The 20,829-nt window shown below is 63.7% G+C and carries 16 protein-coding genes and 1 pseudogene; 4 read left to right on the top strand and 13 right to left on the bottom strand.

What is annotated here, in order from left to right:
• Genes N2602_RS11750 through N2602_RS11740 form a run of 3 tightly spaced genes read right to left on the bottom strand, consistent with a single transcriptional unit; the run spans nucleotide 1 to nucleotide 4,578 of the window.
• Entirely contained in the window at nucleotides 1-534 is a 534-nt protein-coding gene (locus tag N2602_RS11750; protein ID WP_172783909.1) for a PRC-barrel domain-containing protein, read from the bottom strand.
• Between the two features lie 18 nt (nucleotides 535-552).
• Complete coding sequence (locus N2602_RS11745; RefSeq protein ID WP_260382729.1) at nucleotides 553-2,757, bottom strand: amylo-alpha-1,6-glucosidase; 2,205 nt, start codon at nucleotides 2,755-2,757, stop codon at nucleotides 553-555.
• A 57-nt stretch (nucleotides 2,758-2,814) separates the two neighbouring features.
• Complete coding sequence (locus N2602_RS11740; protein ID WP_172783907.1) at nucleotides 2,815-4,578, bottom strand: ABC transporter ATP-binding protein; 1,764 nt, start codon at nucleotides 4,576-4,578, stop codon at nucleotides 2,815-2,817.
• Nucleotides 4,579-4,853: 275 nt separating this feature from the next.
• Between N2602_RS11740 and N2602_RS11735 the strand changes: the two genes are divergently transcribed.
• Nucleotides 4,854-5,924, top strand: a complete 1,071-nt coding sequence (locus N2602_RS11735) for a glycosyltransferase family 4 protein (RefSeq protein WP_172783906.1) — start codon at nucleotides 4,854-4,856, stop codon at nucleotides 5,922-5,924.
• Nucleotides 5,925-6,119: 195 nt separating this feature from the next.
• Here N2602_RS11735 and N2602_RS11730 read toward each other — a convergent pair whose 3' ends face one another.
• The 4 genes and pseudogenes from N2602_RS11730 to N2602_RS11715 all read right to left on the bottom strand — a co-directional run bounded on the left by N2602_RS11730 (nucleotide 6,120) and on the right by N2602_RS11715 (nucleotide 10,238).
• A complete protein-coding gene (locus N2602_RS11730) occupies nucleotides 6,120-7,361 on the bottom strand; it encodes a TRAP transporter large permease (protein WP_409241918.1) in 1,242 nt (413 codons plus the stop codon).
• Nucleotides 7,362-7,667: 306 nt separating this feature from the next.
• Nucleotides 7,668-7,898, bottom strand: a pseudogene (locus N2602_RS38915) (TRAP transporter small permease); the annotation flags it as partial.
• 347 nt (nucleotides 7,899-8,245) lie between these two features.
• Nucleotides 8,246-9,271, bottom strand: a complete 1,026-nt coding sequence (locus tag N2602_RS11720) for a DctP family TRAP transporter solute-binding subunit (protein ID WP_260382728.1) — start codon at nucleotides 9,269-9,271, stop codon at nucleotides 8,246-8,248.
• A 196-nt stretch (nucleotides 9,272-9,467) separates the two neighbouring features.
• The gene (locus N2602_RS11715) at nucleotides 9,468-10,238 is read right to left on the bottom strand and encodes a methyltransferase domain-containing protein (protein ID WP_172783903.1); all 771 of its coding nucleotides are present in this window, start codon (nucleotides 10,236-10,238) and stop codon (nucleotides 9,468-9,470) included.
• Between the two features lie 182 nt (nucleotides 10,239-10,420).
• Here N2602_RS11715 and N2602_RS11710 point away from each other — a divergent pair, with 182 nt between their 5' ends.
• Together N2602_RS11710 and N2602_RS11705 are read left to right on the top strand one after the other, a co-directional pair.
• Nucleotides 10,421-11,164: an SDR family NAD(P)-dependent oxidoreductase gene (locus tag N2602_RS11710; protein ID WP_172783902.1), complete on the top strand. Its 744-nt coding sequence runs from the start codon at nucleotides 10,421-10,423 to the stop codon at nucleotides 11,162-11,164.
• A gap of 146 nt (nucleotides 11,165-11,310) precedes the next feature.
• Nucleotides 11,311-13,053 carry a SulP family inorganic anion transporter gene (locus N2602_RS11705; RefSeq protein WP_260382727.1) on the top strand — a complete coding sequence of 581 codons (1,743 nt, stop codon included), beginning with the start codon at nucleotides 11,311-11,313 and terminating at the stop codon, nucleotides 13,051-13,053.
• 182 nt (nucleotides 13,054-13,235) lie between these two features.
• Here the strand turns inward: N2602_RS11705 and N2602_RS11700 are convergent, their stop codons facing one another.
• The 5 genes from N2602_RS11700 to N2602_RS11680 form a co-directional block, all read right to left on the bottom strand.
• Nucleotides 13,236-13,853, bottom strand: a complete 618-nt coding sequence (locus N2602_RS11700) for a hypothetical protein (RefSeq protein ID WP_246570620.1) — start codon at nucleotides 13,851-13,853, stop codon at nucleotides 13,236-13,238.
• Between the two features lie 24 nt (nucleotides 13,854-13,877).
• Nucleotides 13,878-14,507 carry a hypothetical protein gene (locus N2602_RS11695; RefSeq protein WP_260382726.1) on the bottom strand — a complete coding sequence of 210 codons (630 nt, stop codon included), beginning with the start codon at nucleotides 14,505-14,507 and terminating at the stop codon, nucleotides 13,878-13,880.
• Nucleotides 14,504-15,538, bottom strand: coding sequence for a TAXI family TRAP transporter solute-binding subunit (locus N2602_RS11690; protein ID WP_260382725.1), 1,035 nt, complete (start codon nucleotides 15,536-15,538; stop codon nucleotides 14,504-14,506). Before N2602_RS11690 ends, N2602_RS11695 begins: the two co-directional genes overlap by 4 nt.
• A 62-nt stretch (nucleotides 15,539-15,600) precedes the next feature.
• Nucleotides 15,601-17,229: a hypothetical protein gene (locus N2602_RS11685; RefSeq protein WP_260382724.1), complete on the bottom strand. Its 1,629-nt coding sequence runs from the start codon at nucleotides 17,227-17,229 to the stop codon at nucleotides 15,601-15,603.
• A gap of 967 nt (nucleotides 17,230-18,196) precedes the next feature.
• Nucleotides 18,197-18,508, bottom strand: a complete 312-nt coding sequence (locus N2602_RS11680) for a hypothetical protein (protein WP_212254743.1) — start codon at nucleotides 18,506-18,508, stop codon at nucleotides 18,197-18,199.
• Nucleotides 18,509-18,677: 169 nt separating this feature from the next.
• Between N2602_RS11680 and N2602_RS11675 the strand changes: the two genes are divergently transcribed.
• On the top strand, nucleotides 18,678-19,721 hold the full coding sequence (locus N2602_RS11675; protein ID WP_172783897.1) for a medium chain dehydrogenase/reductase family protein: 1,044 nt from the start codon (nucleotides 18,678-18,680) through the stop codon (nucleotides 19,719-19,721).
• Nucleotides 19,722-19,809: 88 nt separating this feature from the next.
• Here the strand turns inward: N2602_RS11675 and N2602_RS11670 are convergent, their stop codons facing one another.
• Entirely contained in the window at nucleotides 19,810-20,811 is a 1,002-nt protein-coding gene (locus N2602_RS11670) for an ABC transporter substrate-binding protein (RefSeq protein WP_172783896.1), read from the bottom strand.
• Between the last annotated feature and the right edge of the window lie 18 nt (nucleotides 20,812-20,829).

The raw sequence follows: 20,829 nt of genomic DNA, 5'->3' as shown, positions 1-20,829 counted from the left end.
TCACTGAATCGCTTGCAGCGGCTGAAGGCTGCCGGACGCGCCGAGCACGACGATCGGCGTGTCCTCCTTGTATTCCGGTGCGGCCGCGACCTGCGCCTTGGTCAATTCCAGGGTGATGCTGTCCTTCTTGTTGGCGATCTTGCCGAAGCGCAGCGCGTTCCAGTCCACGACGATCTTGCGGCTGCCGACGCCGAGGAAGCCGCCGAAATCGATCGCCGCAGCGCGGACATGACCGGTGCGGTCGACGATGACGTCGACGATGCGGCCCATGTCCTCGCCGGCGGCGCTGCGAACGTCGCGGCCGAGCACACCGTGGGCCTCGCTCGCGCCGATGATGGTCACCGATGGCGGCGGCGCGGCGTCCTTGGGCGTGACGGGCACGACGGAAGCCGGCGGTTGTACCGTTGCCGGTGCGTTTGCTTCGGTCGGAGGTGAAGATGGCGCTGCGGCCGGCTCTTCCGCCGCGCGCGATACGGCGACCGTCAAGCCCGCGACGATCGCCACGCTTAGAACCAACCATCCGGTCGCGCGCATGACCTCCTCCTTGCGCAGCTAGCGCGCCAGCACGATCGAGACCTGAATCTGACCGCGCGTGCGCAACACTTCCAGCGCCACGTCGTCGCCGTGACGACTAACGCGTAAGTCCACGCTGGAGTCGCCGAGGCGCAGATCGTGCAGGATCACCTCGTTGAGAAACGCCGGCAGATGCGGGTTGCGCAGACGAATCTCGCCGCGCGCGACGTCGAACTCGAGGCCCAGCGCCGCCTCCAGCAGCGTGAACGGCGTCGCGCTGGCCCAGGCCTGCGGCGCGCAGGCGACCGGATAGAGCGTCGGCCCGCGCCGTTTCTCGCGCCGGAAGCCGCAGAACAATTCGGGCAACCGCCGCAGGTCCATGTAGGTCGCGGCGTCGAACAGACCCTTGAAGACATGCGCCACCGTATGCTTGAGGCCGTAGCGCGCCAGCCCTAGCGCGATCAACGCATTGTCGTGCGGCCAGATCGATCCGTCATGATAGGACATCGGATTGTAGCGCACCTCGCCTTGCGCGACGGTGCGGATGCCCCAGCCCGAGAAGAAATGCGGCCGCATCAGATCGGCGGCGACGAGACGCGCGCGGTCCTCGCGGACCATGCCGCTGAACAGGACCTGCCCGGCATTCGAGGTCCTGACCGTGCAGGGCCGCTTCTTGCCGTCGAGCGCGAGCGCATAAGTGCCGAGCTCCTCGCACCAGAACGCCTGCTCGAAGCGCTCGGCGAGCGCCTTGGCTTCGGCCTCGAGCTTGCGCACGCGGTCCGGCTTGCCGAGCCGCAGCGCGCAACGCGCGGCGAGCTGCTTGGCGGCAAAGACGTAGCCCTGCACCTCCGCAAGCGCGATATTGCCCTCGGCAAGCTGGCCGTCGGCATGGAAGATCGCATCATAAGAATCCTTCCAGCCCTGGTTCGCCAGCCCCTTCTCGGTCGCGCGCTGGTATTCGACGAAGCCGTCCTGGTCGGGATCGCCCGGACCGTCGATCCAGGCCAGCCCCGCCTCGATCGCGGGCCACAGTTCGATCAACGTGGCCTCGTCGCCGGTGCGCTCGAAATAGCTGCCTGCGAGCAGCACGAACAGCGCGGTCGAATCGACGCTGCCGTAATAATGCGCGAACGGCACCTCTCCGAGCGCGGCCATCTCGCCGCCGCGCATCTCGTGCAGGATCTTGCCGGGCGCGGCGTCGGCGAGCGGATCGACGGCCGTGGCCTGGAAATGCGCGAGTCGGCGCAGGACGCCCTTGGCAATGCGCGGATCGACCCAGAGCATCTGCAGCGCGGTGATGAGGCCGTCGCGCCCGAACGTCGTCGAGTACCAGGGAATGCCGGCATAGGGATAACGGCCCTGCGGCGTCTCGGTCATCAGCATGTTGAGGTCGGCCATGGCCTGGCACAGCACCTCGTTGAAGATGTTGTTGGAGGTCTCGATGCTGGCGGCCCCGGCCGTCTGAAGCCGCATCTCGCGGCGGTGCGCCAGCAGACCCGGGAAGAACCGCACCGGCTTTTCCGTCACCGGCCGGTTGCAGGATACGGCGACGAACAGCGATTTGGCCTGGTGCGGCTCCAGGTCGAGCTCCCAGGTTGCGGCATCGACCGAGAGCCGCGTCGGACGCGGATCGAAATGCAGCCCGGTGGTCCGCTCGGTGTCGTCGAGACCGCGATATTCGAACAGCACGTCGGTCGGCCCGAGCAGCCGGCTCGTTCCGATCCCGCGGCGCGGTCGCCGCTCGCCACGGACTTCGAACAGATCGGCGAAGTCGTTGCCGAACAGCAGCGTCAGGTTGAAGCTGGTGCGCCGGTCGCCGTGGTTCTGCACCCCGATGCGTTGGTAGGCGGTGCCGCGCCACAGGAAGATCGTGCGCACGACGTGCAACAGGTCCTTTTGCAGAACGAGGTTGCCCTGCCGATAGATGTCCGGATTGGTGAGGTCGACGGTCAACGCCGAATTGTCGTCGCGCAGATTCGAGCCGAGCAGCAATGGCTGGAGATCGTCGAGCACCAGCTCGAGCCGCGCGAGGTAGCGCGTGTCGTGATGGAACAGCCCGTCTGGCCCGCCGGCGGACGCGCCGATGTCGCCGTGGCTGTCGAGCACGATGAACGTGTCGTCGTGCTTGAGCGAACGCCGCGGCCGGGCCGAGGGCCCGGTCATCGGAATGTAGAAGGGCTGTTCCGCGACCTGTTCCGGGGTCCGCGTCACGGAGACGAACTTGGTTACGGCTTCGGCCGACATGAGCTGCTCCCCTGCGCTTGTTTCGAAACGCGACCGACTCGAGAACGCGACTGTTGGTTACGCGGCAGCTTGCGCGAGCCGGCTCATTTCCTGCGTGACCAGCTCACGATACGGCCCGTGACCCTGCATCAGACGCTCGGGCGAGCCGTCCTCGATGATCTTACCATTCCTCAGCACCACCACACGGTCGAAATTGCGCAGCGTCGCGAGTCGATGGGCGATCGCGATCACGGTGCGGCCGCGCATCAGGCGCGACAGCGCCTCGCGGATCGCCTCCTCGGATTCGCTGTCGAGCGCGGCGGTCGCCTCGTCCAGCAGCAGGATCGGCGCATCCTTCAGGAAGGCGCGCGCGATGGCGATGCGCTGGCGCTGGCCGCCCGACATCTTGACGCCGCGGTCGCCCACCATGGTGTCGAGACCCTCGGGCAGGCTCTCGACGAAGTCGCAGCGCGCCGCGATCGCCGCGCGCAGCACCTCGTCGTCGGTCGCGTTCGGCCGGCCGTAGCGGATGTTCTCGCGGATCGACCGATGAAACAGGGAAATGTCCTGCGGCACGACGGAAATCGCCTCGCGCAGGCTCAGCTGCGTCACCTTCGCGATGTCCTGGCCGTCGATGGTGATGTTGCCCTCATCGACGTCGTAGAAGCGCTGCAGCAGTGTGAACAGCGTCGACTTGCCGCCACCGGACTGGCCGACCAGTCCGACGCGCTGGCCGGGCTGCAGGCGCAGGCTGAAGCGCTCGAAGATCTTGTCGCCGCCGGGATAGCCGAAGGTGACGTTGTTGTACGCGATGGCCGCGCCGCTCTTCACCAGGGGCTCGGCCTCGGGATGGTCGCGGAGCCCGTGCGGCACCAGCAGCGTGGCGATCGCCTCGGTCAGACGCGCGACGTGCTGGGTGACGTCGACCAGCGCCACCGCGAGATCGCGCGTGGCGCTCAGGATGGAGATGCCAAGGGTACAGACCAGCACGACGTCGCCGGTCGTCGCTTCGCCCTTCTGCCAGAGCGAGATGGCCCAGGCCATCAGCGCAATGGTCAATAGCACGGTGATGGCGGCATGCAGCAGCCGCAGCTTCTCCAGATAGCGCAGGCTGCGGCTTCGCGCGGTCAGCTCCTGGTTCACCGTCGCGTCGAACCGCTCATGCTCGTGGCTGATGCCGCAGAAGGCGCGCACCAGCGGCATGTTGCTGATAACGTCGATCATCTCGCCGTCGACCACCGCGGCCTTGTCGGCGAAATCGTCATGCAGCGGCTTGCCGGCGGCGGCGAGACGAAACATCGCGGCGACCATGCCGCCGGCGATCAGGATCAAGCCGAGCGCCATATAGGGACTGACGGTTCCAATCAGCAAGATTGCCGCAATTGTGGCAATGCACGGCGGCAACACATTCCAGACGAACATGTTCTCGACGGTGAACACCGCGTTCGACGTCGCCGTGATGCGGCTCGTCAGCATGCCGGGCATGCGATCCGAGAAATAGCTCGGCGCGTGCCCGGTCAGATGACGAAAGATGTCGCGCCGTAAATCACCCGTGACCCGGACAAAGGTGAAGCTCGCCGTCCAGCTCGCGATCCGCCACAGGAAGTTGTCGGCGGCGATCAGTGACATGAGCAGAATGAATGCCAGCCATACGCCGCCGCCATGCGAGGGCCCGGCGGACAAGGCATCGACCAAAGCCTTGACGCCATATTGAGTGCCTACGGAGCAGGCAACGGCCCCCACGACCGCGGCCAGGATCACCAAATGCGACGCGAGACGACGCCGGAGATAGCGCAAGACAAAGGCAAATGGCCTGCGCGCGTATCCAGAAAGCTGATCCATATGGCTATCGCCCCGTTATGCTGATTTTCGTTTCGTTACTGGTCGAGTGAACATCGACCGCTTCGCCCCGGTTCCCGGGCAACGCCATCACGACATGCGGATGCGGACGATCTGCGAAGATGTGGTGGCAGCATCGCGACGGTCCCCCGACGTGTCGAATATGTAACGTTTGGGAGAAGGAACTTCGCAGGTGCGGGAACGTTCCCTCGTCTGGCATTGCCGGTGCCGTAAAAGGTGGGGGTTTCAACATTCATGATCGCAGAGGAGATGGTGAGATGCGCATCGCGCAGGTAGCTCCGTTGACGGAGGCTGTTCCACCCAAGCTGTATGGCGGCACCGAGCGGGTGGTGCATTGGTTGACGGAAGAGCTGGTGGCCCTGGGACATGACGTGACGCTTTTCGCCAGTGGCGACTCGCAGACATCTGCCAAGCTCGATGCATTATGGCCGCGGGCGCTACGGCTCGACGGTTCCGTGCGCGATCCCAATGCGCTGCACATGGTGCTGCTGGAGCGGGTGCGGCAGAAATGTGACGACGAGGAATTCGACTTCCTCCACTTTCACCTCGACTATTATCCCTGGTCGTTGTTCCACCGCCAGCCGACCCCGTTCGTGACCACGCTGCACGGCCGGCTCGATCTTCCCGAGCATCAGCCGGTCTTCAACACCTTCTCCAAGATGCCGGTCATATCGATCTCCAACGCGCAGCGGCGGCCGGTGCCGCAGGCGAACTGGGTGACGACGATCCACCATGGCCTGCCGGAGAAGCTGCTGACGCCGAAGCCGGCGAAACAGGAATATCTCGCCGTGCTCGGCCGCATCGCACCCGAGAAGGGCGTCGACCGCGCCATCAAGATCGCGACCCATTGCGGCATTCCGCTCAAGATCGCGGCCAAGGTCGATCGTGCCGACCAGGATTATTACGACGAGCTGATCCGGCCGATGATCGAGAACAATCCGCTGGTGGAGTTCATCGGCGAGATCAGCGATCACGAGAAATCGGATTTCCTGAGCGGCGCGCTCGGCCTCTTGCTGCCAATCGACTGGCCGGAGCCGTTCGGCCTCGTCATGATCGAAGCCATGGCGTGCGGAACACCCGTCGTCGCCTTCAACCGCGGCTCGGTGCCGGAGATCATCGACGAGGGCCTCACCGGCTTCATCGTCGAGGATGTCATCAGCGCCGCAGGCGTGGTGAACCGGCTTTCGCAGCTCGACCGCACCGCGATCCGCAAGCAGTTCGAGACGCGCTTCACCGCGCGGCGCATGGCCCTCGACTATCTCGCCGCCTATCGCAGCCTGACCGAGGCCAAGGCGCCGCGGATCAAGCTGGTGAGCAGCGCGGAGTAGGGGCTGCTCTCACCTCGAGGCACACTGTCATGCCCCGGCTCGACCGGGGCATACAGTACGCCGCGGCATCTCGGCTCCATCACGACCGTCTGTGGGATACTGGATCGCCCGGTCTTCGCCGCCGGGCGATGACAGCGAGTGTGCGGAGAGAGATGACAGAAAGAACGGGGCACGAGCGCCCTATCGCTCGCCTCGCTACATCCCCAACAGCCGCGGCAGCCACAGCGACAGGCCGGGCCAATAGGTCACCACCACGAGGAAGCCCAGCATCGTCAGCAGCCACGGCCACACTGCGACCGTGAGCTCGGTGATCCCCATCTTGGCGATGCCCGAGGCGACGTAGAGATTGAGGCCGACGGGCGGATGGCAGAGACCGACCTCCATGTTGACCGTCATCAGGATGCCGAAGTGAATCGGATCGATGCCGAGCTTGACCGCGACCGGAAACAGGATCGGCGCCATGATCAGGATGATCGAGGACGGCTCCATCACGTTGCCCGCGAGCAGCAGCAGCAGGTTGACGAGCAGCAGGAAGCCGATCCACCCCAGGCCTTGGTCGATCATCCATTGCGCCAGCGCCTGCGGGACGTTCTCGTAGGTCATCAGGAACGAGAACAGCACGGCGTTGGTGATGATGTAGAGCAGCATCGCCGAGAGGTTCGCCGACGACAGCAGCACGCGCGGCACGTCGCGCAGCTTCAGATCCTTGTAGATGAACACCGCGACGATGAAGGCGTAGACCGCGCTGACGGCGGCAGCTTCAGTCGGCGTGAACAGGCCGCTGTAGATGCCGCCGATCACGATCACGATCAGGAGGATGCCCCAGATCGACTTGCGGAACGCATCGAGTCGCTCGACGAAGGTGGCCTTCGGCATCCGCGGATAGTCGTTGCGCCAGGCGCGATAGAACGTCGTCATCCCGAGCAGCGTGGCGAGCGCAAGCCCCGGCACGATGCCGGCGATGAACAGCTTGCCGACCGAGCTGTTGGTGGAGACGGCGTAGAGCACCATCGGGATCGACGGCGGAATCAGAATGCCGAGCGAGCCCGACGTCGTGATCACGCCCGCGCCGAACCGCTTCGGAAAGCCTTGCACGACCATGGCGGGCAGGATCACCGAGCCGATGGCGACGACCGTCGCCGGCGAGGAGCCGGAGATCGCGGCGAACAGCGCGCAGGCGACCACACCCGACAGCGCGAGGCCGCCGTACCAATGGCCGACCAGCGACGTTGCGAAGGTGATCATCCGCCGCGCCACGCCGCCATGGGTCAGGAAGTTGCCGGCGAGGATGAAGAACGGGATCGCCATGATCTCGAAATTCTCGATGCCCGTGAACAGCTTCAGCGCCACCGATTCGGTTCGCACGTCGGTCAGCGTGAACATGAAGCTGAGCACGGTCAGACCGAGCGCGATCGAGATCGGCATGCCCGTGAGCATCAACGAGAGCAGCAGCGCGAACACGATGAGGACGCGCAGGCCCTGCGGCAGGGTGATGACGTGGGCCGCATGCGCGAAGCACAGGGCGACGATCAGCACCGGCAGCAGCATCAGGATCCAGCCGAGCGGGCTGCGCTCGTCCCGCACGACCTGGGTGGGCGTGACCGGCGCCGGATGCACCGGATCCGCCTCGACACCCTCGACGCCCGCCATGTCGTGATGCGGCAACTCGCCGGTGCGGTGGAACGACCAGGCGACCTGCAGGAAGCGGAAGCACATCAGGCCGGAGCCGAGCGGGATGGTGAGATACACCATCCACATCGGCGCTTCCAAATCGTTGGACTGCTGGCCGGTCTGCCACATCTGGCTGACGAACGCGGCGCCGAAATAGGCGACGATGGCGGTGAACAACGCTCCGCACAGGAGGCCGAAGGTGATGACGCGCCGGCGCGAGCCGCCGGGCAGGATGTTGACCAGCACGTCGACCCCGACATGGATGCCGGTCCGGACGCCGTAGGCGGCGCCGAACTTCGCCATCCAGATGAACATGTAGATGCAGAGCTCCTGCGCCCAGGACAGGTCGAGCGAGGCAAGCCAGGTGAACGCGGCGCGCGCGGGCACGGCGAGGAAGGCCAGGTGGCGGGCTTCCGCCCATTTGGCGATGTCGATCGACAGCCCGGCGCCGTAACGGTGCAGCACGGCGACGAAGATGAGCGACGTCGCAGCCGCGATCATCGTCGCGATCAGCCATTCCTCGAGATGGTCGAGAAAACGATTCAGCACACGCAGCAACTTGGTCCCCCTGGATTGGATCGTTCAAGCGCAACGGCCGGGAGCGCGATCACCCCCGACCGTTGGTAGTGTTCTTGTTGGGCCGCAGCCCGTCAGTTCATCTTGACGTCGAGTTCCTTGGCGAGGAGATCGAGCACCTCCTGCCCGACGCGCCCCTTGGCCCATTTATAAGTCGGCTGCATCGCCTCCTGCCAGGCCTTGCGGTCGGCTTCGGTGAGATAATGCAGGTTGGTCTTGCCCGTCTTCTTGATCTCGGCCAGCGCATCCTCGTTCTCCTGGCGCGCGATCGAGTTGGTGTAGTCGGTCGCCTCCGCCATCGCCTTGTCGAGCTGCGCGCGGATATCGGGCGGCAGGCCGGACCAGAATTTCGAGTTGACGATGACGGCATATTGCAGATGCGCGTGATAGGACACGGTGATGTCCTTCTGCACCTCATAGAACTTCTGCGTCAGATAGTTCGACGCCGTGTTCTCGCAGCCGTCGACCACCCCGGTCTGCAGCGCCTGGTAGACTTCCGAGAACGCCATGATCTGCGGGATCGAGCCCATGATACGGAGATATTGGTCTGCGACCTTCGATCCGGAGATGCGGAATTTAAGCCCCTGGAAATCAGTCGGCTTCAGCAAGGGGCGGTTGGCGGAGAGCATGTGGAAGCCGTTGTCCCAATAAGCGAGGCCGATAATGCCCTTGGCCTCGAGCTTCTGGAACAGCCACTTGCCGATCGTGCCCTTCATCGCGTTGGAATAGGTCACGTCGTCCTTGAATAGCCAGGGCAGGTCGAGCGCCTCGAATTCCTTGATGCCGAGCGGCGCGAATTTCGCGGTCGAGGGCGCGAGCATGTGCACCGAGCCGAGTTGGAGCGCCTCGATCTCCTCCTTGTCCTTGTAGAGCGTGGAGTTCGGATAGACTTCGACCTTGACCTTGCCGTCGGTGTATTTTTCGGCGAGCTCCTTGAACTTCAGCGCGCCCTTCCCTTTCGGCGTGTCGTTGGCGACGACGTGGCTGAACTTGATGACGATCGGGCCCTGGGCTTGGGCGATGGCGGGGGCCAAGAGAGGAGCCGAGAGAGCAGCGAAGAGAACAGCCGCGGCGCCGACCGCGGCAAGCAGCTTGCGCATGAACGTACCTCCCAACAACCTCTAACCGGGTTCTTCTTGTTTTTCAGGCCAGTAGTGGCAGCAATCCGCCAGCCGAACAACTAGACCTAAGCCCAATTTGCCGCAGCCAAGCTAACGTGGCGACCGCCAGATGCGCAAGCCGGTGCCCGCGCGAGTCCAAGGGGACGATCGCTTATGCCGCATTGCGGCAGTGCCATCAGCCCTTGAGCTGCGCGACCATGAAGAGGCGGCGGAACGGGAACAGCGTCTGCCCCGCCGCATTCTTCGGATAGGCCTTTGCGACGCGCATCCCGTAGGCGGCTTCGAACGCGGCTTTTTCCTCGCCTTGCAGAACGTCGAGATAGCGCGTCAGCCAAGTGCCCTTGGTCCATTCCTTCACGGGGTTGTCGCCTTCGAGCACCTGCAGATATTCGGTTTCCCAGATGTCGATGTTCGCCGACATCGGCGCGAGCAGATCGTGATAGAAGGCCGGCCCTTCCACCGGGGGCGGGGCGACGAGATGCTCCACCTTGGACCGCCATGGGCCGTCGAGCGCGGTCTCGCCGATCAGCACATGCGAAGGCGCGAGGAAATTGCGCGGCATCTGCACCGCGAGCATGCCTCCTGGCGTCACCTTCTCCATCAGCGACGGAAACAGTGCTGCGTGATTGGGCAGCCAGTGCAGTGCGGCATTGGAATAGATCAAGTCGTACTGTCCGGCGGGACTCCAATGGCCGAGATCTTCATGTGACCATTCCACGTCAGGGGCGGCCCTGCGTCCCGCCGCAACCATCTCGGCCGAGCCCTCGACACCGGTCACGCGCGCCTCAGGCCAGCGCTCCCCGATTAACTTGGTGACGTTGCCGGCGCCGGCGCCGAGATCGGCGATCGCGCGCGGGGCAAAATCCGGTATCCGCAGCAACAGGTCGACGGCGGGCCGGAGCCGATGGCCGGAGAACTTCAGATATTGCTGCGGATCCCAGACCATCCTTCGACGCCCTTGTTTTTCGTATTTCCTTCGCCAAGGCTTTTGTCCTTAAAAAAAGGCTCTTGTCCTTCGGCAAGCCTCTTGGTTACCACTGCTCGTCCCGCTCGGGCAATTCGCAAGCCCGCGGGACAGGGCAGGAAACCAACAACAAAACACAAGCAGGACCAAGAAAGCGTGCGACCATGGACCTCGGGCTCACATCGAAAACCGCTGTCGTCACTGGCGCGAGCATCGGCATCGGCCGCGCCATCGCCAAGGGCCTCGCCGCCGAAGGCGTGCGTGTCATCGGCGTGGCGCGCCGCACCGATCTCCTCGCCGAGCTGGTGAAAGAGGTCGGCGGCGGATTGATCATCCCGTTCGCGCAGGACGTGATGGCCAAGGACGCCGCCGAGACCATCGCGGCCTTTGCCGTGGAGGAGCTCGGCCATGTCGACATCCTCGTCAACAATGCCGGCGGCAGCCGTCCCCTGCCCGTCGATGCGCCCGACAGCAAATGGGACGAGGCGATCGCGCTCAACTTCACCAGCTACCGCCGCATCGCGCATGCACTGCTGCCGCAGATGATCGAGCGCAAATGGGGCCGCATCGTCAACATCACCGGCAAGTCGGAGCCGGAGGGCCTCAATGCCGCTTTCGCCGCCAAAGCCGCCGTGCACGCCTGGGCCAAGGGGCTCTCGCGCGAGATCGGCAAGCACGGCATCACCATCAACTGCATCCCGCCCGGCCGCATCATGAGCGAGCAGATCCGCCGCAACTACCCGCCGGATTACCGCGAGCGCTTTGCCGAGGAGGAGATCCCGGTCGGCTATTGGGGCGAGCCGGACGATCTGGCCGCACTCGCGGTGTTCCTGGCCTCGCCGGTGGCGCGGTACATCACGGGCACGGTGATCCCGGTGGATGGAGGACTGCGGCGGTATCAGTTCTAGAACCGCACGCTCTTCATGCACGTCCCAAGCATTGCTGCGCCGCGGAAGGGTCGAGGCATCGACAACGTTGATTTGCGTCAAGCGAGCGGTCGAGCGGTTGCGAGATCCTCGCGCGCTATCGGCGAACCGACACGAGAGTGCGCGCGGTGAACGGTTGGACGCGTTGGGTGCCCGGGATCAACACGCTTCGCCACTACGAAGCTGATTGGCTTCGGCATGATGTATTCGCAGGTCTCGTGCTGGCGACCATGCTGGTCCCGGTCGGGATTGCCTATGCCGTGGCGTCCGGACTGCCGGGCATCCATGGCCTCTATGCGACCATCGTCCCGCTTCTGGCCTACGCGATGTTCGGTCCGAGCCGCATCATCGTGCTCGGACCCGACTCGGCGCTGGCCGCCGTCATCCTCGGTGTCATTGTCCCCTTGTCCGGCGACGATCCGGTCCGCGCGGCCATGCTTGCCGCGATGATGGCGCTCGTTTCCGGAGCGGTGCTCGTTGTCGCGGGCATCGCACGGTTGGGGTTCGTGACCGAGCTGCTGTCCAAGCCGATACGGTACGGCTACATGAACGGGATCGCGCTGACCGTTTTGATCAGCCAGCTGCCAAAGCTGCTCGGCTTCTCGATCGAAAGCGAAGGACCGCTGAGAGACCTGTGGGCGATCGCCGTTGGGATCGGCGACGGCAAGATCAATTGGGCCGCATTCGCAGTCGGACTTGGCACGTTGATGGTCATCCTGCTGCTCAAGGACAACAAACGACTGCCGGGAATCCTGATCGCCGTCGTCGGAGCGACGCTTGTCGTCTCACTCCTCGACCTGGGAACCGGTTATGGTGTGAAAGTCCTGGGGCCACTCCCCCAGGGGCTGCCGGCCTTCTCCATCCCCAGGATCGGCTATAGCGATCTGATCCCCGTGCTGGCCGGCGGCTGCGCCATCGCTCTGGTCTCGTTCGCCGATACCAGCGTGTTGTCGCGAACCTATGCTGCTCGCTTGGGCGACAAGGTCGATCCGAACCAGGAGATGGTGGGTCTCGGCGCCGCCAACCTGGCAACCGGGTTTTTTCAGGGCTTTCCGATCAGCAGCAGCTCCTCGCGCACGCCCGTTGCCGAAGCGGCCGGCGCCCGCACCCAACTCACCTGCGTCGTCGGCGCGCTTGCGATCGCGTTCCTTCTGTTGGCTGCGCCAAACCTGTTGCAGCACCTGCCGAATGCCGCCTTGGCGGCGGTGGTGATCGCAGCCGCGATCGGTCTGATCGAGATCGGCGATCTCAAACGGATCTACCGGATCCAGCGCTGGGAATTCTGGTTGACCGTGCTGTGCTTCGTCGGCGTGGCCGTGCTGGGCGCGATTCCGGGAATCGGCCTCGCCATCGCGGTGGCCATTGCCGAGTTTCTGTGGGACGGCTGGCGTCCACATTCCGCGATTCTGGGGCGGGCGCACGGCGTCAAGGGCTATCACGACATCACGAGATATCCCGATGCCCGCTTGATACCTGGACTGGTGCTGTTCCGCTGGGACGCGCCGCTGTTCTTCGCCAATGCCGAGTTCTTCAAGGAGCGTATTTTGGCCGCGGTCGAGAAATCGCCGACGCCCGTGCGCTGGCTGGTCGTCGCCGCCGAACCGGTCACGAGCGTAGACGTCACCGCCTGCGATACCGTTGCCGAACTGGACAAGGCGCTGCACGCCAGGGGCATCGAACTATGCTTTGCCGAGCTCAAGGATCCCGTGAAGGACAAGCTGAAGCGGTTTGGTTTGTATGCGCAGGTCGGCGAAGCCCAGTTCTTTCCGACCATCGGCTCGGCGGTCTCGAGCTACCTGGACATCAACAATGTCGAATGGGAGGACTGGGAAGATCAGGTCAAGGTCGGTTCGCAGCCCGTCGGATTGTAGAGCGAGAGCGAAACCGATCGTCGGAGCCGAGATGTCCTGCCAAAGCGGAATGGCTTTGCGTCGAAACGGCTGCCGCGGCCTCCCCGCTTGCGGGAGAGGGAGTGCACCTCCGTCGGCGCAGCGATCAAGCCTCACGCCATCATGCTCCAGCCGCGCATCCGATGGCCCCATACCGCCGGACCTCAGGGCTTGACGTAGCTCCAGCCCTGTTCCTGCAGCTCCATGACGCGGACGACACCCGATTTGACCACCGTCGCCTGAGGAATCAGATTGATGTCCTTGCTCTCCGCCTTCCGCATATTGTCCTGGGTATTGCCGCACGCTTTGAAGGAGATTTCGGGATTGCTCATCGCGAGCACCTCGATGCGTGGCTTTACCGGCGAGGTATCATCGCGCAGCATATGAAGACCCGGACCAAAGGTTACGATCTCGATCGACACTGGTTCACCGAGATCGCGGTAATATTGCGCGACATTGCTCGCATTGTTGAGCGTGAGGTTCATCATCGCGGGGTCGTTGGAATTGACCTGCAATATCAGCTGATGCGGCTTTTTGGCGATCTCGGCCTTTGTCGCCTGAGCCATCGCCGCCCTGGTCGCAGCGGTTTGCTTGCCCGTGCGAGTCTGTCCCGGCTTGCTCGCCTGCGCCTGTCTACTCGGTTGCTTCGGATCGCTTACTTGATTCGTCGCGCTCGAGTGCGGATTCAACTGGTTGTCCTGCTGCGCCTGCACGCTTGGTACGACCAGAAGCACCATCGCCAGGCCGCCGATCGCTGCCATCGCCAACTTCGGATTGATCATCTCGTGTCTCCCGTTTCCTGACCATCACCTTCCTGGTCTGGCGACGCTATGTGGCCATTTGCATGCAGCCGCCATTCTTTTGCGCACGTTCCCAAATCCGCTGAGCAGGAATTGTCCGTCTTGCACCTGACCAGTGCGGGCGAAAAGGCGCACAACGATGTGACCTTCGTCGGGTAGCGCGTTCAGCAACTTTACGACGTCGCCCCCGAAAGCGACGCCGGAGCCGAATGACGGCGACGCTGCCGCGAGTTGCGTTGGCGTGTCCGCATTCAGCCGAAAGGAGATGACGTACTCGTTGGCGCTCCGTGACAGCGCCGGTCCGGCGACCGTGACTTCGGTGCGGCCTTTGCGGCAGTGGATTGCGAGCTGCATGGCGGCTCCATCGGAGCCGCCGACAGAGGATGTGGTGGCGGTGACGATCGGCGAATAGTCGACCGGCGAGGTGGTCTCGCTGACAAGCCAGTTTTCGTCCGACACCCGCCGGGCAGGCGGTGACAACTTGCGTGATGACTCTTGAAGACATTCCAGCCGGGCCGATCCGTCCATTCCCGAACAAGCCCGAAGTGCTTCCATGGAATCGCTCGTGCTTTGCGCGTAGGCAATTCCGCAGGCAACGTTGAAGGCGACGGCGAGCGGGGCAACGGCAATGTTCATGGCTTCGCCTGGGCGCTGTGCGCCTGGCGATCCAGCCATTCCTGCGCAGCCTGGAAGCGGGTCAGCCCCGGGATGGTTGCGGCGAGATTGATCGACCGCCATTTCGGGTCGAAGCCTGGTGCCTGCAGGCGGTCGATCCGCGAGAACAGGTAGTCGACGAGGCGCGCCACCCGTTGATAGCGATTCGAGCCTGGCCGCCAGTTGAACGCAACGAGCGCTGTCGGCACCGCGATGGTCGAGACCCGGTCGCCCTGCTTGATCAGATTGGGATACTCGATCGCGTCCAACGTCGCGGGCAGATAATAATCCTCGAATCTCCTGTCGTAGTGGACCGGGAGAAACTTGAATCCCGCCTCCCAACGACCGCGTACGAAGGCGTCGACGGGCTTCGACGTGATGAACACGACGGCCGACATCTCACCCTTGCGCATCTGTTCCAGGGCAAGCTGATGCGGAATGAACGTCTTGTCGACGTCGATGCCGAGGCGGCTGAAGATCAGCGGTCCGGAATAGGCGGCTGCGGTGCCCTGGGTATTGAAGTTCACTTTCTTGCCGGCAAGGTCCTGCAGGCTCGTGATCTCCGGCCGTACGAAGATGTGCAGCTCGGACGGGAACAGATTGAGCAGGTAGGTAATGCGGCTTTGGATCTGCGGAACCTGAAGCTTGTACTCGTCGAGCGCATCGGAATTGATGATCGCGGTATCGACACCACGCAGATAGAGCAGCGCGTTCAGATTGTCGGTGGCGCCCCGGGTGACGATCGGCAGCAGATGCAGCTCTGCTCCGTCGTCGACGACACGGGCCATTTCTGCGGCGAGACGAATCGGCGCGCCCTCGAGCAGACCGCCGGCGAGCCCGACGGTCCAAGCGTTCATCCGGTCCTTTTCTCTCTCCTGAGGGAGCGGCCCTCGTGCATCCGCCTTGGCGGATCTTGCGGTTTGTGCTTCCAGGCAAGCCGGTTGAAGCAGCACGGCAATCGGCACCAGCGCGACGAGCAGGAGCGACGAGAGCGACCTTGGCACCTTGTTCATGTCGTTCCTTTCCGGATGACCCACTGCAACCACTCGTCCCAGCATGAATGCAAAGCCCACGCTCAGTGATGCAATGCATCCAGTCGTTCCTTGGCTCCGCGGATGCCGCTCCTCTGTGCCTTCGCGTAGAGCTCTCGCGCCTTGGCCGCCTCGCCGCGCGTTCCATAGGCCCCCCAAGCGGACAGAACCGCGGGATCATATGTCTCCGCGAGCATGAAGGTCGCCTGCGCGATGTTCTTCTCGGCAGCGAGCTCGAGGACAATCCGCGCTGCACCGATATTGCCCTGATCGAGCAACGCTCTGGCACGCGGGATCAATCGGGCCTCCACTTCGTCCTGGCCTGGACTCGTCGGCGGCTCCGCTGCGGTCACGTTCTGCGCCGTCGATGGAATCGGACCGTCGTTTCTTTGCGCAACCGGGGCGCGCTCATCGGTGAGGCGCGATACCGAGGCGAGGCTTCTCTCCCTGGCTTCAGTCCTGCTCCGCTCCTGGTGCAGCGACTGCCGCAATTCGGCGATCTCCCGGTTCGCCGCCTGTCTCTGCTGCGAGGCTGCATCGTTCGCCTCGCGCAGATGCTCGTTCAGGGTTTCGATGTCTCCGCGCATTTGCGCAAGTTTGCCCTCCAGCGCGGCAACGTGAGCCTGGGCCTCTTCGAAGGCACGGCGTTGGTGCTCGGCGTTCTCCGTTGCCGACCGCGCAGCGTCCTCCTGTTGTGCGAGGGCTGCGTTCTTGTCGCGCTCCCGCTGCAGGGACTGCCGCAATTCCGCGATCTCCCGTCCCGCCGCCTCGCTTTGCTCCGCCGCCGCATTGTCGGCCTGAGCCGATCCGCGAGCCATGCCGGCCAGCTCGCTCGCGAGCGCCGCGGCGCGTGACTGCGCATCGTAGCGTTCTTGCTCGGCGCTTGCCGCTAGCGCCTGCGCGGCGCTCACTCGCTTCGCCTGGACGGCGCTCTTCTCCCGCTCCTGCTGCAGGGATTGCCGAAGTTCAGCGATCTCCCACGCCGCCGCATCTCTCTGCTGCGTGGCCACCTCGTCCGCGTCGCGCGCCTGCGCGATACGGGCCTCGATTTCGCGGCGGGTTCCGGCAAGTTCGTCCGCGAAGGCGGCGCCGCGGGCCTGCTCCTGTTGAAGCGACTGCCGCAGCTCCTCCGCGGCAATTTCCGCCGCGTGCGTGCGCTGGACCGCCTCGTCAAGCTCGCTGCGCGCGCCGGCCAGCTCACCGGAGAGCGCGTCACTGCGCGGAGCGTCGGCGTCGAGCCGTTGTCGAGGTCCCGCCGTGCTTGCCGAGACCGCCTGCACCAGGACCTCGGACGTTTCGCTCTGAAGGAGTGCTAGCGATCCGGTCCCGATGTCCGGCCGCTGGTCGAGGCCGGCGGCGCTCCCGCCGTCAATGCGTGTCATTTCGAGAGTCGTTTGTGCCTTGAACGGGTCGAAAGCACCGAGCAGGGTCACCCCAATGAAGATGAGGGGGACCAGAACGACAGCCGCAACGAGCGAACTGCCCGATGTTGCCTCCTCCGGATCGACATCCTGGGTCTCAGGATCCAATGGGGTCGGTGAAAAGCCGATCGGCGAGCCGTCCTTGGCTACCCATCTGCCCGTCTCGAGCGACTCGTGACCGAGCTCCCCCGCCGCGTCTTCTATCCGGGTGTTTTCTCGATCCCTGGGTGCAGTATCGATTGATCGGCGCATGCATTACGCCTCTCTTGCGGCGCGGCGGGACGTCCAAATTAAATATAATAATTAACTGAAATACATATAATTTCCACGATATTCAAGAGTCAAATTAAATATGCTCGCCGATGCCGCTACACGGCTCAATACATCGCATGGAATATAGGGCTGGCGCCCCGAATCTGCGTATCTGACCATGTTCTCGTCGCGTCTCGGCATCGAGGAGTGACCATGCGCATTGCATTGCCGTATTTGGGAATTGGCGTCTGTTTGTCTGTTGCTACCTGGTTGGCGCTTGGGCTTGTGCTCTAGCAGCGGTTTACCGCAAACGAGTTCGGAATCGACTTGGGACGGTCCCCCGAAATCACCGCTCCAACGGCGGTTTGACCTTTGGCTTGTCCGACCGCGTCGGCCACGTCTCCTCCCGCGCGTTGTCGACCCAATTCACACCTTGTGAATGAACCTGTGTTATAGTCATTAAGACTATAGGTTTGAGCCATTCTGTTTTGTCTGTTTTGTCGCCCAAGTCGGTCATTTCTTAAAGGTCACAGTTTGGGGCGCGTCATGAGTACTCATGGTCAGTGCGACCGTATTGCGATTCTGCGTCAACGTGTTTCGTCTCTCAGCTCTCAACTCGCAGAGCTTCAGAACCTTCGTATCCGCCTGGAAAAAGCTCAGGAAAGACGAATCCGCAGACGTTCAAAGGTCACAGCTACCTCGGCGAGGCGACGCCGATCTTGGCAGTAGGGGCGCCTCGACAGCCCAAGCCCGCGGGCGGCGGCGATCAGGCCGGCGAGAGCGAAGCGAACCCATCGACAACGTTCGCCGCCAAGCCTGATCGGCTTCGCAACGACTCTACCTATCCAACGCGCTGACCGAACTTCAACAAGGGGTCCGACTTCGGTGCCGGGCCAGCAGGTGACATCGGTCGTGCAGCAAGAGACCGCCCGAAGGCGGTCTCGTAGGCGCGAGCGAAGGCGCTCCTTCAAAGATCAACCTGGACGGCAACGTTGGAGCGCACCCAATCCGATTGCCCTGCCTTCAGCCGCTTGGCTTGAAATTCAACGAAAGCCGGATCGGCGCCCAGTGACGCCAAGGTGCGACCATAGGCTTCGACGCTATCAAAGCGGGCCACGAAGGCGTAGTTCCCGATCTCGCCACCGATCACCGACCAATAGCTGACATCGGCCCCGTGTTTCCTCCAGAGTGTCGCGCCCTCTTTTGCCAGCTGTAGGACCGTCGCAAGATCGCTACCGGGCCTTGGATGCGAAACGAACTGCATAATGACTGCAGGCATATTCCCCTCCAATGATGAATGATGGCGCCAGACAACCTGGTTTGGTCATTTGGCCCGAGGAGAATTCCAAGCGGTGCACGCTCAAGCTTGATCTGGATCAATCCACTGTTCAAGCCCGACTGCAGTCTGCCTCCCTTGCGCTGAATTGCGGCATTGCATGGAGATTGCCATGATGGAGCAGCGCAATCGAGTTGTTCAGGTCGGCAGCTTCGGTGATCCCGAGACGCTGGAGGTTGTCGACGGTCCCCTGCCGAACGCTGGCCGGGGCGAGGTGCGCGTTCGCGTGCTCGCATCGAGCCTCAACTACACCGAGGTGCTGATCAGGCGCCACCTATACCCGCAAACGATGCGCCTCCGGCCGCCGTTCGTGATGGGCTACGACGTCGTGGGAGCAATCGATCAGCTCGGCGAAAGCGTGCGCGACTTTCAGATCGGCGACCGCGTGGCCGACATGACGGTGGTAGGATCAAACGCCGAGTATCGCACGCTTCGGGCCAACGACCTGACCCGCGTGCCCTTGGGCGTGGACGCCGCTGAAGCGGCCGCTCTGATCTTGAGCTGGACCACCGCCTACCAGCTTCTGCACCGCGCGGCCAAGGTGCGGCGAGGCCAACGTGTGCTCGTTCATGGGGCCGCCGGCGCGGTCGGCCAGGCTCTGCTCGTGCTTGGGAGACTGGCCGGCCTCGAGCTGTGGGGCACCGTACGCGGCGAGCACATGGCGCTCGTCCGAAACCTGGGGGCAGCGCCGATCGACTACCAGCATGAGGACTTCACGCGGATTCTGCCGGGTGGATTCGATGTCATCGTCGACGGCGTCGGCGAAGACGGCTATCGCCGCTCATACGCGGCGCTCAAGCCCGGCGGCCTGCTCTGTGCCATCGGCTTTTCGGCGAGCGTGCAGGCACAGCGTCGGATGCTCCCTGTCATGATGGAGATCGCGCGACTGTACCTGTGGAGATTGTTGCCCGGTGGCAAGCGAGCCCGCTTCTACTCGGTCAATGCCATGCGAGCGCGACATCCCAGCTGGTTCAAGGAGGACCTGGAGCAACTGTTCGGGCTGCTGGCAAGTGGTGCCATTCGGCCGCGCATCGCCGAGCGGATCTCCTTCGAGGAGGTCGCCGATGCTCACCGTCGCCTCGAGGCTGGCGGTCTCGAAGGCAAGCTCGTGCTTTGCCCGGATCTCTCCTCGCGACGAAGCCAGCGCGCCGTCTGACACGACGGCACGGTGCACCCCACCGGCGCGACATCGAAGCCGCGCTCGCACGCGAACCCGCTTCGGTGCAGGAAGGCTGGTGGGCTGCTCATTCGATCACCTCGTCGGCGACCAGGAGAAAGTCTCGACCAATCGACAAGCCAAGCGTCCTGGCCGTTGCAAGATTTATGACCAGCTCGAACTTGGTCGGCTGCTGTATCGGCAATTCGGCCGGCTTTGCGCCTTTGAGAATTCTGGCCAGGTAGCTGGCGGTGGCACGCGACAAGTCAGGCAGGTTGACGCCGTAGGAAACCAGGCCCCCCAGATCCACTGCCTCTCTGGCGGCGTAGATCGCCGGCAGGCGGTTCTTCTCGGCAAATGGCACAATCCGCGCGTACTGGCTGTACAGCATCGGGCTGGGAAACAGGACGAGGCCATCGGCGCGCGCCTTGGCCAAGTCCGCGAACGCGCCTTCGAGATCGGCAGGACCGTCCGCCGACACAAGCTGAAGCTTGGCTCCGAGAGATTGAGCGGCACTCTCGATTTCGTTCAGCATCCCCTTCATCGTGCGCTCACCGTATGCCCGGGGGTGCCACAGCACGACGACGCGCGAAAGACCTGGAACGATCACCTTGAGCAATTGAAGCCGTTTGGACAACAGCTCCGGGCCAAGAAATGTCGTCCCGGTAACATTGCCGCCCGGCCGCGCCAGGCTGGAAGCGAGCTCGTCCTCGACGGGATCGGCCATGCCGATGCCGACAATGGGAACGGTGGAAGTCGCTTTCCTGGCGGCGCGGACAGCCGGGGTAGCCAACGCAACGATTGCGTCGACCCGTTGCGCCACGAATTCCTGTGCGAGCTCGCTGAGCTTGTCGGCATCGCCGTCGGCGAATCTGCGGTGAAATGCGACATCCTTTCCTTCGGCATAGCCGAGCTCACGCAAGGCCGGGACAAACGCATCGAGCGTCTTCAGACTTGCGTCGGATTTGTCGCCACGGCCGAGCGAAAGGACGCCAATCTGGCGAAGCCTGGTCAATTGCTGAGCATGAGCTGCGAACGGCCACGTGGCAGCCACACCCCCGATGACAGTGATGAACTGGCGCCGTTTCATGGGGCCCTCAGCCAAAGC

The sequence above is a fragment of the Bradyrhizobium sp. NC92 genome (assembly GCF_025200865.1).
Lineage (GTDB): Bacteria > Pseudomonadota > Alphaproteobacteria > Rhizobiales > Xanthobacteraceae > Bradyrhizobium.
The sequence above is the reverse complement of the archived record's forward strand: the minus strand, read 5'-3'. Positions and strand labels throughout refer to the sequence as shown.

Bases quoted from the DNA above. Each gene is read 5' to 3' on its own strand.
- N2602_RS11690 (WP_260382725.1), bottom strand. From the start codon at position 15,538: ATGAACAAGGTGCCAAGGTCGCTCTCGTCGCTCCTGCTCGTCGCGCTG.
- N2602_RS11715 (WP_172783903.1), bottom strand. From the start codon at position 10,238: ATGGTCTGGGATCCGCAGCAATATCTGAAGTTCTCCGGCCATCGGCTC.
- N2602_RS11685 (WP_260382724.1), bottom strand. From the start codon at position 17,229: ATGCGCCGATCAATCGATACTGCACCCAGGGATCGAGAAAACACCCGG.
- N2602_RS11680 (WP_212254743.1), bottom strand. From the start codon at position 18,508: ATGCCTGCAGTCATTATGCAGTTCGTTTCGCATCCAAGGCCCGGTAGC.
- N2602_RS11730 (WP_409241918.1), bottom strand. From the start codon at position 7,361: ATGCTCACGGGCATGCCGATCTCGATCGCGCTCGGTCTGACCGTGCTC.
- N2602_RS11675 (WP_172783897.1), top strand. From the start codon at position 18,678: ATGATGGAGCAGCGCAATCGAGTTGTTCAGGTCGGCAGCTTCGGTGAT.
- N2602_RS11710 (WP_172783902.1), top strand. From the start codon at position 10,421: ATGGACCTCGGGCTCACATCGAAAACCGCTGTCGTCACTGGCGCGAGC.
- N2602_RS11750 (WP_172783909.1), bottom strand. From the start codon at position 534: ATGCGCGCGACCGGATGGTTGGTTCTAAGCGTGGCGATCGTCGCGGGC.
- N2602_RS11700 (WP_246570620.1), bottom strand. From the start codon at position 13,853: ATGATCAATCCGAAGTTGGCGATGGCAGCGATCGGCGGCCTGGCGATG.
- N2602_RS11720 (WP_260382728.1), bottom strand. From the start codon at position 9,271: ATGCGCAAGCTGCTTGCCGCGGTCGGCGCCGCGGCTGTTCTCTTCGCT.
- N2602_RS11735 (WP_172783906.1), top strand. From the start codon at position 4,854: ATGCGCATCGCGCAGGTAGCTCCGTTGACGGAGGCTGTTCCACCCAAG.
- N2602_RS11740 (WP_172783907.1), bottom strand. From the start codon at position 4,578: ATGGATCAGCTTTCTGGATACGCGCGCAGGCCATTTGCCTTTGTCTTG.
- N2602_RS11695 (WP_260382726.1), bottom strand. From the start codon at position 14,507: ATGAACATTGCCGTTGCCCCGCTCGCCGTCGCCTTCAACGTTGCCTGC.
- N2602_RS11670 (WP_172783896.1), bottom strand. From the start codon at position 20,811: ATGAAACGGCGCCAGTTCATCACTGTCATCGGGGGTGTGGCTGCCACG.
- N2602_RS11745 (WP_260382729.1), bottom strand. From the start codon at position 2,757: ATGTCGGCCGAAGCCGTAACCAAGTTCGTCTCCGTGACGCGGACCCCG.